This is a genomic window from Streptomyces sp. NBC_00249, from assembly GCF_026342355.1.
GTDB lineage: Bacteria > Actinomycetota > Actinomycetes > Streptomycetales > Streptomycetaceae > Streptomyces.
In genome coordinates this window covers 1,556,087-1,572,350 of the sequence record NZ_JAPEMV010000001.1, presented here as the reverse complement: position 1 = coordinate 1,572,350, position 16,264 = coordinate 1,556,087, and the positions used below count along the sequence as shown (strand labels likewise).

At 73.8% G+C, this 16,264-nt stretch carries 11 protein-coding genes and 1 riboswitch; of the genes, 5 read left to right on the top strand and 6 right to left on the bottom strand.

The window, feature by feature from the left end; genetic code table 11:
* Nucleotides 1–22: 22 nt before the first annotated feature.
* The 4 genes from OOK31_RS07015 to OOK31_RS07000 form a co-directional block, all read right to left on the bottom strand.
* Nucleotides 23–2,239, bottom strand: coding sequence for a germacradienol/geosmin synthase (locus OOK31_RS07015; RefSeq protein WP_267011457.1), 2,217 nt, complete (start codon nucleotides 2,237–2,239; stop codon nucleotides 23–25).
* A gap of 109 nt (nucleotides 2,240–2,348) precedes the next feature.
* Nucleotides 2,349–4,346, bottom strand: a complete 1,998-nt coding sequence (locus OOK31_RS07010; protein ID WP_267011456.1) for an ABC transporter ATP-binding protein — start codon at nucleotides 4,344–4,346, stop codon at nucleotides 2,349–2,351.
* Between the two features lie 278 nt (nucleotides 4,347–4,624).
* Complete coding sequence (locus OOK31_RS07005; protein ID WP_267011455.1) at nucleotides 4,625–6,181, bottom strand: DHA2 family efflux MFS transporter permease subunit; 1,557 nt, start codon at nucleotides 6,179–6,181, stop codon at nucleotides 4,625–4,627.
* Nucleotides 6,182–6,205: 24 nt separating this feature from the next.
* Nucleotides 6,206–6,835: an NADPH-dependent FMN reductase gene (locus tag OOK31_RS07000; protein WP_267011454.1), complete on the bottom strand. Its 630-nt coding sequence runs from the start codon at nucleotides 6,833–6,835 to the stop codon at nucleotides 6,206–6,208.
* A 124-nt stretch (nucleotides 6,836–6,959) separates the two neighbouring features.
* On the opposite strand from OOK31_RS07000, the gene OOK31_RS06995 reads away from it, so the two are divergent.
* Nucleotides 6,960–7,718 (top strand): TetR/AcrR family transcriptional regulator, encoded by a 759-nt coding sequence (locus OOK31_RS06995; protein WP_267011453.1) that lies wholly within the window; start codon nucleotides 6,960–6,962, stop codon nucleotides 7,716–7,718.
* A 99-nt stretch (nucleotides 7,719–7,817) separates the two neighbouring features.
* Nucleotides 7,818–8,042: a hypothetical protein gene (locus OOK31_RS06990; RefSeq protein WP_267011452.1), complete on the top strand. Its 225-nt coding sequence runs from the start codon at nucleotides 7,818–7,820 to the stop codon at nucleotides 8,040–8,042.
* Nucleotides 8,043–8,125: 83 nt separating this feature from the next.
* Here OOK31_RS06990 and cobN read toward each other — a convergent pair whose 3' ends face one another.
* Nucleotides 8,126–11,734 carry a cobaltochelatase subunit CobN gene (cobN, locus tag OOK31_RS06985; RefSeq protein ID WP_267011451.1) on the bottom strand — a complete coding sequence of 1,203 codons (3,609 nt, stop codon included), beginning with the start codon at nucleotides 11,732–11,734 and terminating at the stop codon, nucleotides 8,126–8,128.
* A gap of 32 nt (nucleotides 11,735–11,766) precedes the next feature.
* Nucleotides 11,767–11,924: riboswitch (cobalamin riboswitch) on the bottom strand.
* Nucleotides 11,925–12,210: 286 nt separating this feature from the next.
* Here cobN and OOK31_RS06980 point away from each other — a divergent pair.
* The 3 genes from OOK31_RS06980 to OOK31_RS06970 are packed head-to-tail and all read left to right on the top strand — an operon-like array spanning nucleotide 12,211 to nucleotide 15,649.
* Nucleotides 12,211–13,509, top strand: coding sequence for a cobalamin biosynthesis protein CobG (locus tag OOK31_RS06980; protein ID WP_267011450.1), 1,299 nt, complete (start codon nucleotides 12,211–12,213; stop codon nucleotides 13,507–13,509).
* On the top strand, nucleotides 13,506–14,153 hold the full coding sequence (locus tag OOK31_RS06975; protein ID WP_267011449.1) for a precorrin-8X methylmutase: 648 nt from the start codon (nucleotides 13,506–13,508) through the stop codon (nucleotides 14,151–14,153). The genes OOK31_RS06980 and OOK31_RS06975 overlap by 4 nt, the downstream gene beginning before the upstream one ends.
* Nucleotides 14,150–15,649, top strand: a complete 1,500-nt coding sequence (locus OOK31_RS06970; protein WP_267011448.1) for a precorrin-2 C(20)-methyltransferase — start codon at nucleotides 14,150–14,152, stop codon at nucleotides 15,647–15,649. The genes OOK31_RS06975 and OOK31_RS06970 overlap by 4 nt, the downstream gene beginning before the upstream one ends.
* 93 nt (nucleotides 15,650–15,742) lie before the next feature.
* On the opposite strand, the gene OOK31_RS06965 is transcribed toward OOK31_RS06970, so the two are convergent.
* Nucleotides 15,743–16,240, bottom strand: a complete 498-nt coding sequence (locus OOK31_RS06965) for a hypothetical protein (RefSeq protein WP_267011447.1) — start codon at nucleotides 16,238–16,240, stop codon at nucleotides 15,743–15,745.
* Between the last annotated feature and the right edge of the window lie 24 nt (nucleotides 16,241–16,264).

Here is a 16,264-nt window from a genome sequence, read left to right as displayed (position 1 = left end):
GCGGCGGGCGCGGCGGGACGGCTCAGGCGGGCAGGCCGATGCGCGCCGCCGCCATGCCGAAGCCGGAGCTCAAGACCCCCGTCGACAGGGCGTCGCCCAGCCGGTGCAGGTCCTCCTCACGGTAACGGCGGCACTTCCGGTGCCAGTTGAGGATCCCCGCCAGCCAGTCCTGGAGCTCCCCGACGTACGCGTCGAGCCCGGCCCGGGCCTCGGCGCCCAGCTTCCAGTCGTCGTAGAGCGCCGGCAGCTGGTTCGCGACGATGTGCTGGAACTCCTCGGTGCGCTGCGTCATCAGGGAGTGGCAGATGTGCAGCGCCTGCGCGTAGCCGATGTCGAAGAAGTTGCGGGTCACCAGGACGTAGTTGTGCACCTCGCCCTCGACCTCCACCTCCTTCTGGTAGGAGAAGATGTCGTTCATCATGCAGGCGGTGTCGGCGGCCGCGTTCTCCAGGGAACGGATCGTCCCCGACCGGTAGATCTCCTCCGGGATGCCCCGGCCCGCCTGCCCGAGCCGGCACAGGTACATCGTGAGGTGCGAGCCGAAGGTGTGGCGGCGCATCTCGGCGTAGTCCACCGGGTCCGGGATCCGGTTCTGGATCTGGTTCTCCATCTCCCACACCCAGCTCTGCAGCATGCTCACGAGCGTCGCCCGGAACTCGCCCCGGACCTCGGGGGTCATGCCCGCGCTGGTGCGCACCCACAGGTCGGCCAGGGACCGCTCCATCGCGGTGGCCGGCACGCCCTGTTCGGCGTGGTCGACGGGGATCATCGACACCAGCCGGGCCGTCGTCGCCTTCGCCGCGCCGAGGTTCTTGGCCTGCGCGAAGACCACCGGGTAGTAGTCGTCCCCGTACGTCCCCCAGGTCAGCCAGCACGCGTTCAGCAGCAGCGCCTCGGGCGTGGCGTCGGGGTCGATGCCGGCCGAGCAGAGGGCGAAGTCGTAGCCGCGCAGCTTGTGTTCGTTCCAGATCGCCGAACCGGGGTCGCCGGGCTGCGGATCGAGCAGGCCCATCCGGCGGGCCCAGTCGACGGACCCCTCGCGCGCCCGGTCCAGGTACGGGCTCAGGGTGAGCGGGAACGGCATGTGGATGTCCGGGATCACGGACGGGCCGGTGCGCTCGAACGGGACGTGCGTGAAGGAGCGGGTGCGCAGTTCCATCGAGCGGCGGGTGAACAGGGACCGCAGGTCGAGGGCGGTGGTGCCGAGCCCGGACGGCAGGAAGGGCAGGGTGACCGGGGTGGTGGCCCTGGCCTCCTCGTTCATGTAGCGGCTGGAGACCATGTGCCATTCGTGGCCGCCGGACTGCCAGTCCTGGAGTCCCTTGGCGTAGGCGAGGACGGCCGCGATCTCGGCCGGGTCCATCGCGTGGTCGGCGAACAGCTGGGGGAGTTCGGTGAGCGCCGTCTGCTCGAACTGCTGGAGGCGGGAGGTGAGCAGGTCGTTGGAGGCCTCGGCGGCCTCCTGGGTGGTGCAGCCGAGGAAGGTCTCCAACACCAGGACGGCGTTGGAGAGTTCGCCCTCGTCGGCCACCTCGCGCTCGTAGGAGAAGAGGTCGTTCCTGATGTGCACGGCGTCGGAGAAGGCGTCGCGCAGGACGGCCAGCGGGCGGGTGTGCGCGACGCGTGCGGGGACCTCCGCCGAGACGTACTCGATCAGGCCGGCCGACCAGGGCGCGCCGCCCACCTTGCGGCGCATCTCGATGTATTCGAGGGGGTTCGCCACCCGCCCGATGTTGATGTTGGCGAGCTCCCACATCGACTCGTCGAGCAGGTTCTTCGTCGACAGGGAGAATCGTTCCCGCCAGTCCATCGACATCGCCGGGACGGTCCGCGCCCACAGGTCGGCGAGCCCCGCCTCGACGGGGTTGGTGGGCTCGGGGAAACCTTCCGCCAGGTCCATCGGCATGAAGGCGGCGAGCTTGTCCAGGTAGTCCTTGGCGCCGTCGCGGTCCTGGGAGCGCTTGTACATCTCCAGGAAGTGGTCGTCGAAGAAGAACACCCACACGTACCAGTCGGTGACCAGGGACAGCGTCTCGCCGTCGCAGTCGGGGTGCGTGTACGAGCAGAGCAGCGCGTAGTCGTGGGAGTCGAGGTCCTTCTCCTCCCAGACGCCGGAACCCTCCAGCATCCCGAAGTCGCGCGCCCACCGCTTCGTGTGGACCCTCGCGGCCTCCAGGTGGGGGTTCAGTCGCGCCGGATAGGGCACGTAGAAATCCGGCAGTCGGAACGGCTGCGTCACGGCGGGGCGGCCTTTCGTCAAGGTGCGGGGGCCGGTGGAGTCCGGCCCCCGCACGAGATCAGCAGTGCCCTACCCCCGGCGCCCTCGGGACAAGGGGAAGTTCACCGCTTCAGGTGACGGACGGGTCGTTCCGCGGCGCGGCGGCCTGCCGGGGGATAGAAGGGGCGGGTCCCTCGTACTGCCGGGCCTGCATCCGGAACATCGCCGCGTACCGCCCGTCCTTCGCCAACAGCTCGTCGTGGCCGCCCTGTTCGACGAGCCGCCCCTCGTGCAGCACGTGGATGACGTCGGCGTGGCGCACCCCGGACATCCGGTGCGTGACCAGCACCACCGCCCGGTCCGGGCCGGCCAGCCCGCGGATGCTGTCGAAGGCGGCGATCTCCGCCTCCGGGTCCAGCGCCGAGGTGGGCTCGTCCACGACCAGGACGCGGGCGTCGCGGTAGCGGGCGCGGGCCAGGCCGAACTTCTGCCACTGTCCCCCGGAGAGCTCCGACGCGCCCCGGAACACCCGGGCGAGCAGGGTCTCGTAGCCGTGCGGGAGCCGGTCCACGACCCGGTCGGCCCCCGCGTAGCGGGCCGCGGCGACCACCCGCGCGGCCTCCTCGACGGCCCGGTCCGGTGCACCGTCGCCGGGCCGGCCGATCGCGATGTTGGTACGGGCGGTCACCGGCCAGCGCTCGAAGTCCTGGGTGAGCAGCGCGACCCGGTCGAAGACCTGCTCCCGGTCCGCCTCCCGCACCTCCACCCCGTCCCAGGTCAGCGTTCCGCTGTCGGGCAGGTGCAGTCCGGCCAGCAGTTTGACCAGGGTGCTCTTGCCGGAGCCGTTCTCCCCGACCAGGGCGACGACGGTGCCCGCCTCGATGGTCAGGGAGACCCCGGTCAGGGCGGGCTCGTCCCGGTCCGGGTAGCTGAAGCCGACGTCGGTCAGCCGGATCGACGCGGGAGCCTGCGGCAGGGGCAGCCCGCCCGACGGGATCGCGCGGCGGCCCGCCTCGGCGACGAACCGCTCCAGGTCCCGTACGTAGAGGGACTCCTCGTGCAGGGTGTTGGTGGTGGCCACCAGCGCGCCCAGGCTCGCCGAGCCCGTGCGCACCGCGAACACGGCGGTCCCCGCGACGGCGAGCTCCATCCGGCCCGACACGATGAGCGCGCCCATCGCCGCGTACGTGACCAGCGCGGCGGTCCCGGACAGGGCGGCGGCCAGCAGCTCGGTGGCGGCCTTGTCCTTGGCGAGGCGGGTGGCCTCGCCCTCGGCGTGCTCGCCCATGTTGCGGTAGTGGCCCAGCAGGTAGCGGCCGACGCCGTGCACCCGTACCTCGGGGGCCGAAGTGCGGGAGATCAGCAGCTGGCCGATGAGCCGGGCGGCCCGGACGTGCTCGACCCAGGTGATGACGGACAGGTAGCGGCGCTGCGCCACCCGCATCGCGCCCCAGCCGCGCGGGGCGGCGATCAGCAGCAGCATGGGCAGCAGCAGCGGGTGCAGCACGGTCAGCACCCCGGCGGTGGCGACCAGGGAGATGATCCCGCCGAGGGTGGCCACGCATGCGCCCACCGTCCGGCGGGCCGACGGCGGCCCCCACTGGGCGCTGTCGAGCAGCCGCCGGAACTCCCCGTCCTCGATGGCCTCCAGCTCCACCTCCACGGCGGCCTTCAGGTACTGCTCGTGCGCGGCCCGCTCCACCTTGGGCTCCAGCCGCCCGGCGGCCGCCGTCGACCGGGACGCCAGGACGGCGCCCAGTGCGGCCACCAGCGCGCCGGCCGCCAGGGCGGGCAGTGCGGCGTGCAGCCGCTCGGCGGGGCTGCCCGAGCCGAGCAGCGTACGGAGCACCGCGCTGAGCACGAGCAGCCCGACGGCGGAGGTGACCCCCTGCCCGGCCTCGGCGCAGGCGACGGTGACCAGCGCCCGCCGGTCGGCGCGCCAGGCCAGCCGCAGGGTCCCGCCGACCATGCGGGGCATGGAGCGCAGGGTGCTGATCAGCCGGCTCTCGAGGCGGGCGTAGTCGTGGTGGGACCAGCCGGCGTCGTAGCGCAGGGGCCCTCCGAAGAGGTGCCGCTCGCTGTCGGAGACGGCGGCGCCGGGGGCGGCGGGACGTTTGAGGAGCCTCATCCGCGGGCACCTCCGACCGCTGCCTGGTCGAACACCACATGAACGTGCACGGATCGCAAGATTCCTCCCGAGGTGCAGTGGCTGCGAACTGACGCCGGAAGAACGTTGCTGTTCAGAGCGGCGTCACGGCACGGAAGGAGCGAACGTCCGCACGTACTTACGACCGGCCCCCGGAGCTCAACCCCCGCACGGACCCACCCCCGTGATCCGGCGTTCGAACCACCCGGAGGTGGCCGGACCCCCCTTCGAGGGATTGCGCCGCCCGCCCGCCTCCTTCGTCAGGCGCCCGACCGTGCCTCGCGCGGGGTCGTCCGCAGGAGGAAGGACGCGGCCAGGGCGGCGAGGGCGAGGACGAGGACCCCCGTCAGGAGGCCGTGCAGGCCCGTGGTGGCGGATTCGGCGAGGGCCGCGCGGGTGCCGGCGGGCAGGGTGTGCAGGGCGGCCGGGGTGAGTTCCCCGCCGGGTCCGGAGAGCCGGGCGGCGTTCTCGGCCCCGAGCTGCTCGGCGAGCCCGGTGTGCAGCCGGCCGGTGTAGAGGGCGCCGAGCAGGGCGATGCCGAGGGAGCCGCCGATGGTGCGCAGCAGGGTGACGGTGCCGCTGGCCGCGCCCATGTCGCGGGCGGGGGCGCTGTCGGTGGTGATGAGGAGGCTGCTCTGCATCAGCAGGCCGGTGCCGGCGCCGACGACCGCGGTGAGGGCGGAGGCCGCGGCGGTGGGGGTGCCGGGGCCGAGCAGGAACAGCAGGGCGGTGCCGAGGACGCCCAGGGCGCCGCCGAGGAGCGCGAAGCGGCGGCGGTGGTGGCGGGCGCGGGCGTACAGGTGGCCGATGAGCAGCTGCGCGCCGAGCATGCCGAACAGGAGCGGCAGGATGAGCAGTCCGCTGGCAGTCGGGGAGGAGCCCTGGACGAACTGGAGGTACTGCGGGAGGTAGCTGGACAGCGTCACCATGACCGCGCCGACGAGGAAGCTGAGGATCTGCGCGGTGGTGAAGTCGCGGTCGGCGAACAGCCGGGGCGGGATGACCGGTTCCGCGGCCCGGCGCTCGGCGCGGACGAAGCCGGCGAGCGCCGCGAGCGCGGTCGCCGTCAGCAGCAGGACGGGCGCCGAGGTCCAGGCGTACCGGGAGCCGCCCCAGGTCGCGACGAGCGTCAGCGCGACGACCGCGACCGTGAGCAGGGTGATGCCGGCGTGGTCGATGCGGGCCTTGACGCGCTGCGTGCGGATCCGGACGGTGAGGGCGATGATCAGCAGGGCGATCAGCCCGAGCGGGATGTTGACGTAGAACGTCCAGCGCCAGCTGAGGTGTTCGGTCAGGAGCCCGCCGGCCAGCGGGCCGCCGACGAAGGCGAGCGGCGCCATGATCCCGGACACCGACTGGACCCGGCCGCGCTGTTCGGGCGGGACCAGGACGCCGATGATGGAGAGGGCGCCGACCATCAGGCCGCCCGCCCCCAGGCCCTGGAGGGCGCGGAAGGCGATGAGCTGGCCCATGCTCTGGGCGAGGCCGGTCAGGGCGGAGCCGACGAGGAACAGCCCGATCGCGCAGAGGTAGGAGCCCTTGCGGCCGAAGAGGTCACCCGCCTTGCCCCACAGGGGGGTGGTGGCGGCCGCGGCGAGCAGGTAGGCCGTCACCACCCAGGACAGGTCCCCCACGCCGCCGAGTTCGCCGACGATCGTCGGCAGGGCCGGGCCCACGATCAGGCCGTCGACCATGGCGAGGAACATGCCGAGCATCAGGCCGGAGACGGCCAGGCCGAGCGGTCCGCGCACGGCGGGCGGTGACGCGGGGCCGTCCGGAGCGGGGCGGGCGGTGGTCGTGGTGGTGGTCTTGGTCATGACGGATTCCCCCCTGGGTGTGCGTCAGGCGGAGTACGGGCGGACGGACTTGGCGTCGCGCAGGGCGTGGCCCCACCAGGCGAGCTGGTCGAGCATCTTCTTCGCGGCGACCTCGGCGGCCGGGTCCTGCGGGGCGCCCTCGGCGTCGAACTGGGCCCAGATGCCCTGGAATCCGACGGAGTCGCGGATCGTCACGGCGTGCAGCTCGGCCAGGACCAGGCGCAGCTGCTCGACGGCGCGCAGTCCGGCCGAGAAGCCCCCGTAGGAGACGAAGGAGACGGGCTTGGCGTGCCATTCCTGGTTGTGCCAGTCGATGGCGTTCTTCAGGACGGCGGGGAAGCTGTGGTTGTACTCGGGCGTGACGAGGACGAAGGCGTCCGCCGCCGCCATCCTGGGCTTCACGGCGGCCAGCAGTTCGCGGGCCTCCGGGGAGGAGGGGGCCTGGCCGAGGACCGGGAAGACGGTGGGCAGCGGGGTCTCCTCCAGGTCGATCAGGTCGGCGGTGAACTCCGCGTGCTCGGCGAGCCGGCGGGTGATCCAGTCGGCGACCACCCCGCCGAAGCGGCCTTCGCGGGTGCTGCCGAGGAGGACGGCGACGTGGAGCGGGCGGGTGGCGGGCGTGCTGGAGGTGGGCGTGCCGGAGGTGGTGGACATGGCGGACTCCCCTGAGTGTGTACGTTGTATCTGGATGTGGACAACGTACACGCCAGTGTGTACAGCGTCTACTCTTGATACGTTGTACGCAGGAAATTCGGCGGAGGTACGAGAGGGGCACACCGTGGCCGTGCGCAAGAAGCAGGACGACAGCGGCGAGCCGCCGGCCCCCCTGTGGCAACGCCTGGAGGGCGCCGCCGCCGTACCCCGGCAGATCCTCACCCCCCAGCTGATCGCCACCACCGCGGTCGCCATCGCCGACGCCGACGGACTCGACGCGATCACCATGCGCCGGCTGGCCACCGACCTCGGGGTGGCCCCGATGGCGGCCTACCGCTACGTGTCCGGCAAGGAGGACGTCCTCGAGCTGATGGTCGACCTCGCCTATGCCGAGCTGTCGGCCGAGCCGGTCCCCGGCGGCTGGCGCGCGGGCCTGCGCGCCCAGGCCCTGGACACCCGCGAGCTGATGCTCCGCCACCCCTGGCTCGTGCAGCTCTCGCCGCAGACCGCCTTCGCCCTCACCCCGCACCGGATGGCGGCCGCCGAGCGCGCGCTCGCCGTACTGGAGGAGGCGGTGGCGGACCCCGACGCGCGGATGGCCGCGGTGCGCACCGTCGAGGCGTACGTCCACGGCGCGGTCGGCGTCGAGGTCAGCATGCGGCAGCTGATGGCGGGTGAGGGCCTGGGCAGCGGCCACGAACTGCGCGAGGCCCTCGCCCCCCAGATGGTGTGGCTGCTGCGCACCGGCCGCTACCCCGCCGTCCAGCGCTACGTGCACGGGGCCGTCCGCAAGGACGACGCGGCCTGGCAGTTCGAGGCCGGGCTGGACGCCGTGATCGACGGCCTCGGCGGGCGGTTCGTGGGCGGGGGCGCGGCGCGCTGAGGGGGGGCGAGGGGCTCGGCGGTGTCGTAGCCCGGTCGAAGTGCCCTATTCGTATAGATTTACGGCCGTATGTAGATCCCCGTACGGGAGGGCACCCGCATGTCTACGATCGATCTGAGCAAGGTGCTGGACAAGGCCTGGGAGGACAAGCCGCTCGCGGAGATCCTCTCCGCGCCCGTGGCGGCGCTCAAGGGCGTCACCGACAAGGACGCCGAACTCCTCCAGCAGGCCTTCGGCGTCAGGACCGTCGCCGACTTCGGCCAGCTCAAGTACGCCCGCTGGGCCTCGGCCCTGGTCGCGCTGAACCAGACCGTCAAGGTCTGACCGCACCGGCCCGGAACGGCGGATGCCCCCGCCCCCCTGCGAGAGGGGGCGGGGGCATCCGTGCGCGGGCCGTGCGGCGGCGGCTACTCCGCCTCGCCCTCGAGGTTGCCCTCGGTGTCCAGGTAGACCTGGCGCAGCGCTTCCAGGACCTGCGGGTCCGGCTTCTCCCACATGCCGCGCGACTCCGCCTCCAGCAGCCGCTCCGCGATGCCGTGCAGGGCCCAGGGGTTGGCCTCCTCCAGGAAGGCGCGGTTCTCCGGGTCCAGGACGTACGTCTCCGTCAGCTTGTCGTACATCCAGTCCGCGACCACGCCCGTGGTGGCGTCGTAGCCGAAGAGGTAGTCGACCGTCGCCGCCAGCTCGAAGGCGCCCTTGTAGCCGTGGCGGCGCATCGCCTCGATCCACTTCGGGTTCACCACACGGGCCCGGAACACCCGCGAGGTCTCCTCCACCAGGGTGCGGGTCTTGACCGTCTCCGGGCGGGTGGAGTCGCCGATGTACGCCTCCGGGGCCGTGCCGCGCAGCGCGCGGACCGTCGCCACCATGCCGCCGTGGTACTGGAAGTAGTCGTCCGAGTCCGCGATGTCGTGCTCACGCGTGTCGGTGTTCTTCGCGGCGACCGTGATCCGCTTGTAGGCGGTCTCCATCTCCTCGCGCGCCGGGCGGCCCTCCAGACCGCGCCCGTACGCGTACCCGCCCCACACCGTGTAGACCTCCGCGAGGTCGGCGTCCGTACGCCAGTCACGGGAGTCGATCAGCTGGAGGATGCCCGCCCCGTACGTCCCCGGGCGCGAACCGAAGATACGGGTGGTCGCGCGGCGCTCGTCGCCGTGCGCGGCCAGGTCCGCCTGGGCGTGCGCCCGGACGAAGTTGTCGTCGGCGGGCTCGTCGAGGGAGGCCGCGAGCCGCACCGCGTCGTCCAGCAGCCCGATGACGTGCGGGAACGCGTCGCGGAAGAAGCCCGAGATGCGCAGCGTGACATCGATGCGCGGACGGCCCAGCTCGGCGAGCGGGATCGGCTCGATACCGGTGACCCGGCGGGAGGCCTCGTCCCAGACCGGGCGGACGCCCAGCAGCGACAGGGCCTCGGCGATGTCGTCGCCCGCCGTGCGCATCGCGCTCGTGCCCCACAGGGACAGGCCGACCGACGCCGGCCACTCGCCGTGGTCGGTGCGGTAGCGGGTCAGGAGGGACTCCGCGAGGGCCTGACCGGTCTCCCACGCCAGACGGGAGGGGACGGCCTTCGGGTCCACCGAGTAGAAGTTGCGGCCGGTCGGCAGGACGTTGACCAGGCCGCGCAGCGGGGAGCCCGACGGGCCCGCCGGGACGAAGGCGCCGTCCAGGGCGCTCACCACGTGCGCGATCTCGTCGACCGTGCCCGCCAGGCGCGGGACCACCTCGTGCGCGGCGAAGGTGAGGACCGCCGCCACGTCCGGGCCGTGGCCGTCCGCGACCGCGGCCACCGCGGCCGGGTCCCAGCCCGCGTCCTCCATCGCCAGCACCAGTGCGCGGGCCGTCTCCTCCACGGCGTCCGCCGAGGTACGGGTCGCCGCCGACTCGTCGAGGCCGAGGGCCTCGCGCAGGCCGGGCAGGGCCGTCGTCCCGCCCCAGATCTGACGGGCCCGCAGGATCGCGAGGACCAGGTTGACCCTGGCCTCGCCGGTCGGAGCGCCACCCAGGACGTGCAGGCCGTCGCGGATCTGGGCGTCCTTGACCTCGCACAGCCAGCCGTCGACGTGGAGGAGGAAGTCGTCGAAGCCGTCGTCGTCGGGGCGTTCGGCGAGGCCCAGGTCGTGGTCCAGCTTCGCCGCCTGGATCAGCGTCCAGATCTGCGCGCGGATCGCCGGCAGCTTCGCCGGGTCCATGGCGCTGATCTGCGCGTACTCGTCCAGGTGCTGTTCGAGGCGGGCGATGTCCCCGTACGACTCGGCGCGCGCCATCGGCGGCACCAGGTGGTCGACCAGGGTGGCGTGCACGCGGCGCTTGGCCTGCGTGCCCTCTCCCGGGTCGTTCACCAGGAACGGGTAGATGAGGGGCAGGTCGCCGAGCGCGGCGTCGGGCGCGCAGGAGGCGGACAGGCCGGCGTTCTTGCCCGGCAGCCACTCCAGGTTGCCGTGCTTGCCCAGGTGGATCATCGCGTCGGCGCCGAAACCGCCGTCCTCGGCCGACGCCTGGATCCAGCGGTACGCGGCCAGGTAGTGGTGCGAGGGCGGCAGGTCCGGGTCGTGGTAGATCGCGATCGGGTTCTCACCGAAGCCGCGCGGCGGCTGGATCAGGATGAGGAGGTTCCCGCGGCGCAGCGCCGCGAGGACGATGTCGCCCTCCGGGTTGGCCGAGCGGTCCACGAACATGTTGCCGGGCGCCTCGCCCCAGTGCTGCTCGACGCTCTCGCGCAGCTCCGCCGGCAGCTCGGCGAACCAGCGGCGGTAGTCGGCGGCCGGGATGCGGACCGGGTTCCGGGCGAGCTGCTCCTCCGTCAGCCAGTCCTGGTCGTGGCCACCGGCCTCGATCAGGGCGCGGATCAGCTCGTCGCCGTCACCGGAGATCAGGCCCGGGATCTGGTCGGCGGGGCCGAAGTCGTAGCCGCCGGCGATCAGGGTGCGCAGCAGTTCCACGGCGCTGGCCGGGGTGTCCAGGCCGACCGCGTTGCCGATGCGGGAGTGCTTCGTCGGGTACGCGGACAGGACCAGCGCGATCCGCTTGTCGCGGCGGTCGATGTGGCGCAGCCGGGCGTGGCGCACGGCGATGCCCGCGACCCGGGCGGCCCGCTCGGGATCGGCCACGTAGGAGGGCAGGCCGTCCTCGTCGATCTCCTTGAAGGAGAACGGGACGGTGATCAGACGGCCGTCGAACTCCGGGACGGCGACCTGCGTCGCGGCGTCCAGGGGCGAGAGGCCCTCGTCGTTCTCCTCCCAGTTGCCGCGCGAACCCGTCAGGCACAGGGCCTGCAGGATCGGCACGCCGAGCCCGGCGAGGGCGCCCGCGTCCCAGGACTCGTCGTCCCCGCCCGCCGAAGCGGTCGCGGGGCGGGTGCCGCCGGCCGCGAGGACCGTGGTGATGATCGCGTCGGCGGACCCCAGGGCCTCGAGCAGCTCCGGCTCCGGGGTGCGCAGGGAGGACACGTAGAGCGGGACGGGCCGGGCGCCCTTGGCCTCGATCGCGTCGCAGAGGGCGTGCACGAAGGCGGTGTTGCCGCTCATCTGGTGCGCGCGGTAGTAGAGGACCGCGACCTCGGGACCTTCGGTGGCCCGCGCGGTGCGGTCCAGGGGGCCCCAGGTGGGGGAGGCGGCCGGGGGCTCGAAACCGTGGCCGGTCAGCAGCACCGTGTCCGAGAGGAACCGGGCCAGCTGGCCGAGGTTGGCCGGGCCGCCGTGCGCGAGGTAGCCGTGCGCCTCGGCGGCGATGCCGATCGGGACGGTCGAGGCCTCCATCAGCTGGGCGTCCGGGGCCTGTTCGCCGGTCAGGACGACCACCGGGCGCGGCTGGTCCGCGGCCAGCAGCAGGTCGAGGCCCTCCTGCCAGGCGCGGAGCCCGCCGAGGAGGCGTACGACGACCAGGTCCACCCCGTCCAGGAGGCCGGGGAGGTCGTCGAGGGGAAGACGGGAGGGGTTCGCGAACCGGTACGGGACGGGGCCGTCCGCGGCGCGGGCGCTGAGCAGATCGGTGTCGGACGTCGACAGCAGCAGGATCATGCGGCGGCAGGCCTTCCTCGGGGATTCCGCGCCCCGGGCAGTGAGGACAGCGGGAGTTCCTGACTCACCCGACGGATCGCTCCGCGGGGTTCACAGTGGCGGGACCGCGCCGGAATCTCACCGGGCTTCCTCCCATGTCGCCGTCCTCGGCGATGGCGGGCCGAGTGGCCCACCGGAAGGTCATCTTAGGTGGCCGGGTCCCTGGCCGGGAGCGGGGGTCGGGGGTGGTCGCACGCGGCGCCGTGGCTCTGCCCCAGGCCCCGGCGCCTCAAACGCCGGCGGGGCTGGATTTTGGCGCCGTCCGGCAGCCGACCGGTCACATCAGCCGAATCCAGCCCCGCCGGCGATTGAGGCGCGGGCGCGGAGCGCCGTGCAGTGGGCCGCACCCGGCCGCCGGCGGGGAGTGGCTGGTCGGAGGGGGTGGGGTGGTGACGGACACAGGTCGGGGGTGGGGAATCGTGGGTATGCTCGCGGCCATGCCCCAGCCCCCTTCCGCCGCGTCCCGGGACGAGCCCGTCATACGGGACCGCGGCGACGCCTGCCCGGGCGCGCTGCGTCTGCACGCGGCGGACGACGGCTACCTCGCGCGCGTCCGGATCCCCGGCGGACTGCTCACCGCCGCGCAGGCCTTCGCGCTCGCCGGCGCCGCCGACCGGTTCGGCGACGGCCACCTGGAGCTGACCTCCCGCGGCAACGTCCAGCTGCGCGGGCTCGCCGACGGCTGCGGCGGCGCGCTGGCCGAGCTGCTCGACGCGGCCGGGCTGCTGCCCGCGCCCGGCCACGAGCGGGTGCGGAACATCGTGGCCACGCCGATGGCGGGGATCGGGAGCACCGGACGGCCCGATGTCACGCCGTGGGTCGGTGAGCTGGACCGGCTGCTGTGCGCGAGCACCCGGGCGACGGCCCTGTCCGGCCGTTTCCTGTTCGCCCTCGACGACGGCCGCGGCGACGTCGCCGCCCTCGACCCCGACGTGACCGTGCTGGGCATACCGCACGGCCGCGCGCTGCTGCGCCTCGGCGCGGCCGCCGGCGCCGTGGAGCTGGCCGCCGCCGACGCGCCCCGGGCGGCATGGCTGGCCGCCGCGTACTTCCTGGACGCCGCCGAGGCCGCCGGCACCCGCGCCTGGCGCGTGGCCGAGCTCCCCCTCGAACGCGCTCTGGATGTCGGTGAGTTCGCCGCGCGGTTGGGTGTCGCCGGGATCGCGGGCGAGGTTCGGCCCGAGGTGGCGTGGCCGTACTGCCCGCCGCCCCGGCCGTCGGGATCCGACGCCGGGGAGCAGGATGCCCTGTGCGTACTGCCCCCGCTGGGCCGGCTGGCCTCCGCGCAGTGGCGGGTGCTCGCCGGCGCCGCCGCGGACGGTGACGGCGGCGGGCTGCGGGTCACCCCCTGGCGGAGCATCGTCCTGCCCCGGGCCGGCGCCCACCGGCACGCGGTCGCCGGCGCCGGGCTGGTCCTGGCGCCCGACGACCCCTGGGAGTCCGTCACCGCCTGCACGGGCCGCCCCGGTTGCGCCAAGTCCCTCGCGGACGTACGCGCCGACGCGCGGGCCCTCGTACAACTGTCGCGCGGGCCGCTGCCCGTCCACTGGTCGGGCTGCGCCCGCCGCTGCGGGCACCCCCGCGGCGCCGCCTGGGTGGACGCGACCGCCACCGCGGGCGGCGGCTACGAACTCGCCGTGCACGGGCGGCCCCTGCCGCCCGGCACCGACCTGGCCGCGGCCCTCACGGCCGCGCGCAACACCCCCTCACCGTCCGAAGCCGCAGTGAAGAAATGAGCGAGTACACCGTGTTCGAGTACGAGAAGGACGGCGCCGCGATCTACCGCCAGTCCTTTGCCACGATCCGCGCCGAGGCGGACCTCTCAGGGCTGCCCGCATCGGTCGCCCAGGTCGCGGTGCGCATGATTCACGCCTGCGGTATGACCGACCTCCCCCAGGACCTCGGCTGGACCCCCGAGGTCGTGCTGCGCGCCCGCGCCGCGCTGCACGCAGGCGCCCCGATCCTGTGCGACGTACAGATGGTCGCCAGCGGCGTCACCCGCAAGCGGCTCCCCGCCGACAACGAGGTCATCTGCACCCTCTCCGACCCGGCCGTGCCCGCGCTGGCCGCGAAGATGGGCACCACGCGCAGCGCCGCCGCCCTCGAAGTCTGGCGCGACCGGGGCCTGTTGGAGGGCTCCGTGATCGCCGTCGGCAACGCGCCGACCGCGCTGTTCCGGCTGCTGGAGATGATCGAGGAGGGCGCCCCGCGCCCCGCCGCCGTCATCGGCGTCCCCGTGGGCTTCATCGGCGCCGCCGAGTCCAAGGACGCCCTCGCCGCGCACGCCTCGGGCCTGGACCACCTGATCGTGCGGGGCCGGCGCGGCGGCAGCGCCATCGCGGCCGCCGCCGTCAACGCGATCGCGAGCGAGGAAGAATGAGCACCGCGGACATCTCGGGCAAGCTGTACGGGGTCGGCCTCGGGCCCGGCGACCCCTCCCTGATGACGCTGAGGGCCGTCGAGGTCATCGCCGAGGCGGACGTCGTCGCCTACCACAGCGCCCGCCACGGCCGTTCCATCGCCCGCTCGATCGCCGCGAAGCATCTGCGCGCCGACCACGTCGAGGAGCCGCTGGTCTACCCGGTCACCACCGAGACCACCGACCACCCCGGCGGCTACCAGGGCGCGATGGAGGAGTTCTACGAGGCCTCCGCCGCCCGGCTGGCCGCGCACCTGGACGCCGGCCGCACCGTCGCCGTCCTCGCGGAGGGCGACCCGCTCTTCTACGGCTCGTACATGCACATGCACAAGCGGCTCGCGGACCGGTACGAGGCCGAGGTGATCCCCGGCGTCACCTCGGTGAGCGCCGCCGCCGCCCGGCTCGGGACCCCGCTCGTCGAGGGCGAGGAGGTGCTGACGATCCTGCCCGGCACCCTGCCCGAGGAGGAGCTCACCGCCCGCCTCGCCGCCACCGACTCGGCGGTCGTGATGAAGCTCGGCCGCACCTTCCCCGCCGTCCGGCGGGCCATGGAGGGCAGCGGCCGTCTCGCCGAGGCCCGTTACGTGGAACGCGCCACCATGGCCGGGGAGCGCACCGGGGTCCTCGCGGACACCGACCCGGACAGCGTGCCGTACTTCGCCGTCGCCGTCGTGCCCAGCCGGATCGGGAACCCGGGCAGCGTGCCGTCCGGCCCCGGCGAGGTCGCGGTCGTCGGCACCGGACCGGCCGGGCCGCTCTGGCTCACCCCCGAGACCCGGCGGGCCCTGGCCGACGCGGAGGTCCTCGTCGGGTACACGACGTACCTGGACCGGGTGCCGGTCCGGCCGGGCCAGGTGCGGCACGGCTCCGACAACAAGGTGGAGTCCGAGCGCGCCGAGTTCGCCCTCGACCTCGCCCGGCGCGGCAAGCGGGTCGTGGTGGTCTCCGGCGGCGACCCCGGGGTCTTCGCCATGGCCACCGCCGTCCTGGAGGTCGCCGGGCAGCCGGAGTACGAGGACGTGCCGGTACGGGTCCTGCCCGGGGTGACCGCCGCCAACGCGGCCGCCGCCGCGGCCGGCGCGCCGCTCGGCCACGACTACGCCACCGTCTCCCTCTCCGACCGGCTCAAGCCGTGGGAGGTCATCGCCGGGCGGCTGCGCGCGGCGGCCGCCGCCGATCTGGTGCTCGCCCTGTACAACCCGGGCTCGCGCAGCCGGACCTGGCAGGTGGCGCAGGCCAAGGAACTGCTGCTGGAGCTGCGTTCCCCCGAGACCCCGGTGGTCGTCGCCCGCGACGTGGGCGGCCCCGAGCAGTCGGTACGCGTCCTCACGCTGGCCGAACTGGAGCCGTCCGAGGTCGACATGCGCACGATCCTGCTGATCGGCTCCTCGCAGACCCAGGTCACCGAGCGGCCCGACGGCTCGCGCGTGACGTGGACCCCGCGCCGCTACCCGTGAGGTGAGCCGAGCCGGCGGCGTCGGCCCCGGGGCGGTCCTGCCCCGGGGCCGACGCCGTCACGGCTCGTGGCGTACGGCCTCGTGGCGTACGGCTCAGGGGCAGCCGGCGAGCATGTCCGCGCAGCCCTGGACGTCCTTGGGGTCGACGGTGAGCAGCTGCCAGGACAGCACCCCGGCCGGCGGAGACTCGTCCTTCGGCGCGGCCTCGACGTGCGCCGTCACCGCCGAGCCGGCCGGGAAGTTGACCCGGGTCACCTCCCCGGCGGAGCACGCCACGTCGAAGGAGCGGTCCCCGGCGCCGCCCTCGCGCGTCAGCACGAACCTCACCCGGGCGACCTCCTCGCTGTCGCAGGCGATGTCGAAGCGGTACGGGCGCTCCCCGTCGGTCTCCAGGGCCTTCTCCAGCCCGGCGGCGAGGAATCCGGTGCCCCGCATCGTCACGCGGCCCTCACCGGCGTGCTTCGCCAGGGTCTCGTCGGCACGCTGGAGCGCTTCGTCGGGCTCCCACCCCCGGGGCGCCGCTTTCTCGCCGCAACCGGTGACGAGCGTCGCGGCGGCGAGGATCAGGACGAGGGAGTGACGTATCCGCATTCCCCCAGCCTAGAGGGTGCGGCG

Coding starts and splice junctions, on each gene's coding strand:
- OOK31_RS07000 (WP_267011454.1), bottom strand. CDS start 6,835: ATGTCCACCACCTCCGGCACGCCCACCTCCAGCACGCCCGCCACCCGC.
- OOK31_RS06970 (WP_267011448.1), top strand. CDS start 14,150: ATGAGCACCGCGGACATCTCGGGCAAGCTGTACGGGGTCGGCCTCGGG.
- OOK31_RS07010 (WP_267011456.1), bottom strand. CDS start 4,346: ATGAGGCTCCTCAAACGTCCCGCCGCCCCCGGCGCCGCCGTCTCCGAC.
- OOK31_RS06980 (WP_267011450.1), top strand. CDS start 12,211: ATGCCCCAGCCCCCTTCCGCCGCGTCCCGGGACGAGCCCGTCATACGG.
- cobN (WP_267011451.1), bottom strand. CDS start 11,734: ATGATCCTGCTGCTGTCGACGTCCGACACCGATCTGCTCAGCGCCCGC.
- OOK31_RS06965 (WP_267011447.1), bottom strand. CDS start 16,240: ATGCGGATACGTCACTCCCTCGTCCTGATCCTCGCCGCCGCGACGCTC.
- OOK31_RS07005 (WP_267011455.1), bottom strand. CDS start 6,181: ATGACCAAGACCACCACCACGACCACCGCCCGCCCCGCTCCGGACGGC.
- OOK31_RS06975 (WP_267011449.1), top strand. CDS start 13,506: ATGAGCGAGTACACCGTGTTCGAGTACGAGAAGGACGGCGCCGCGATC.
- OOK31_RS06990 (WP_267011452.1), top strand. CDS start 7,818: ATGTCTACGATCGATCTGAGCAAGGTGCTGGACAAGGCCTGGGAGGAC.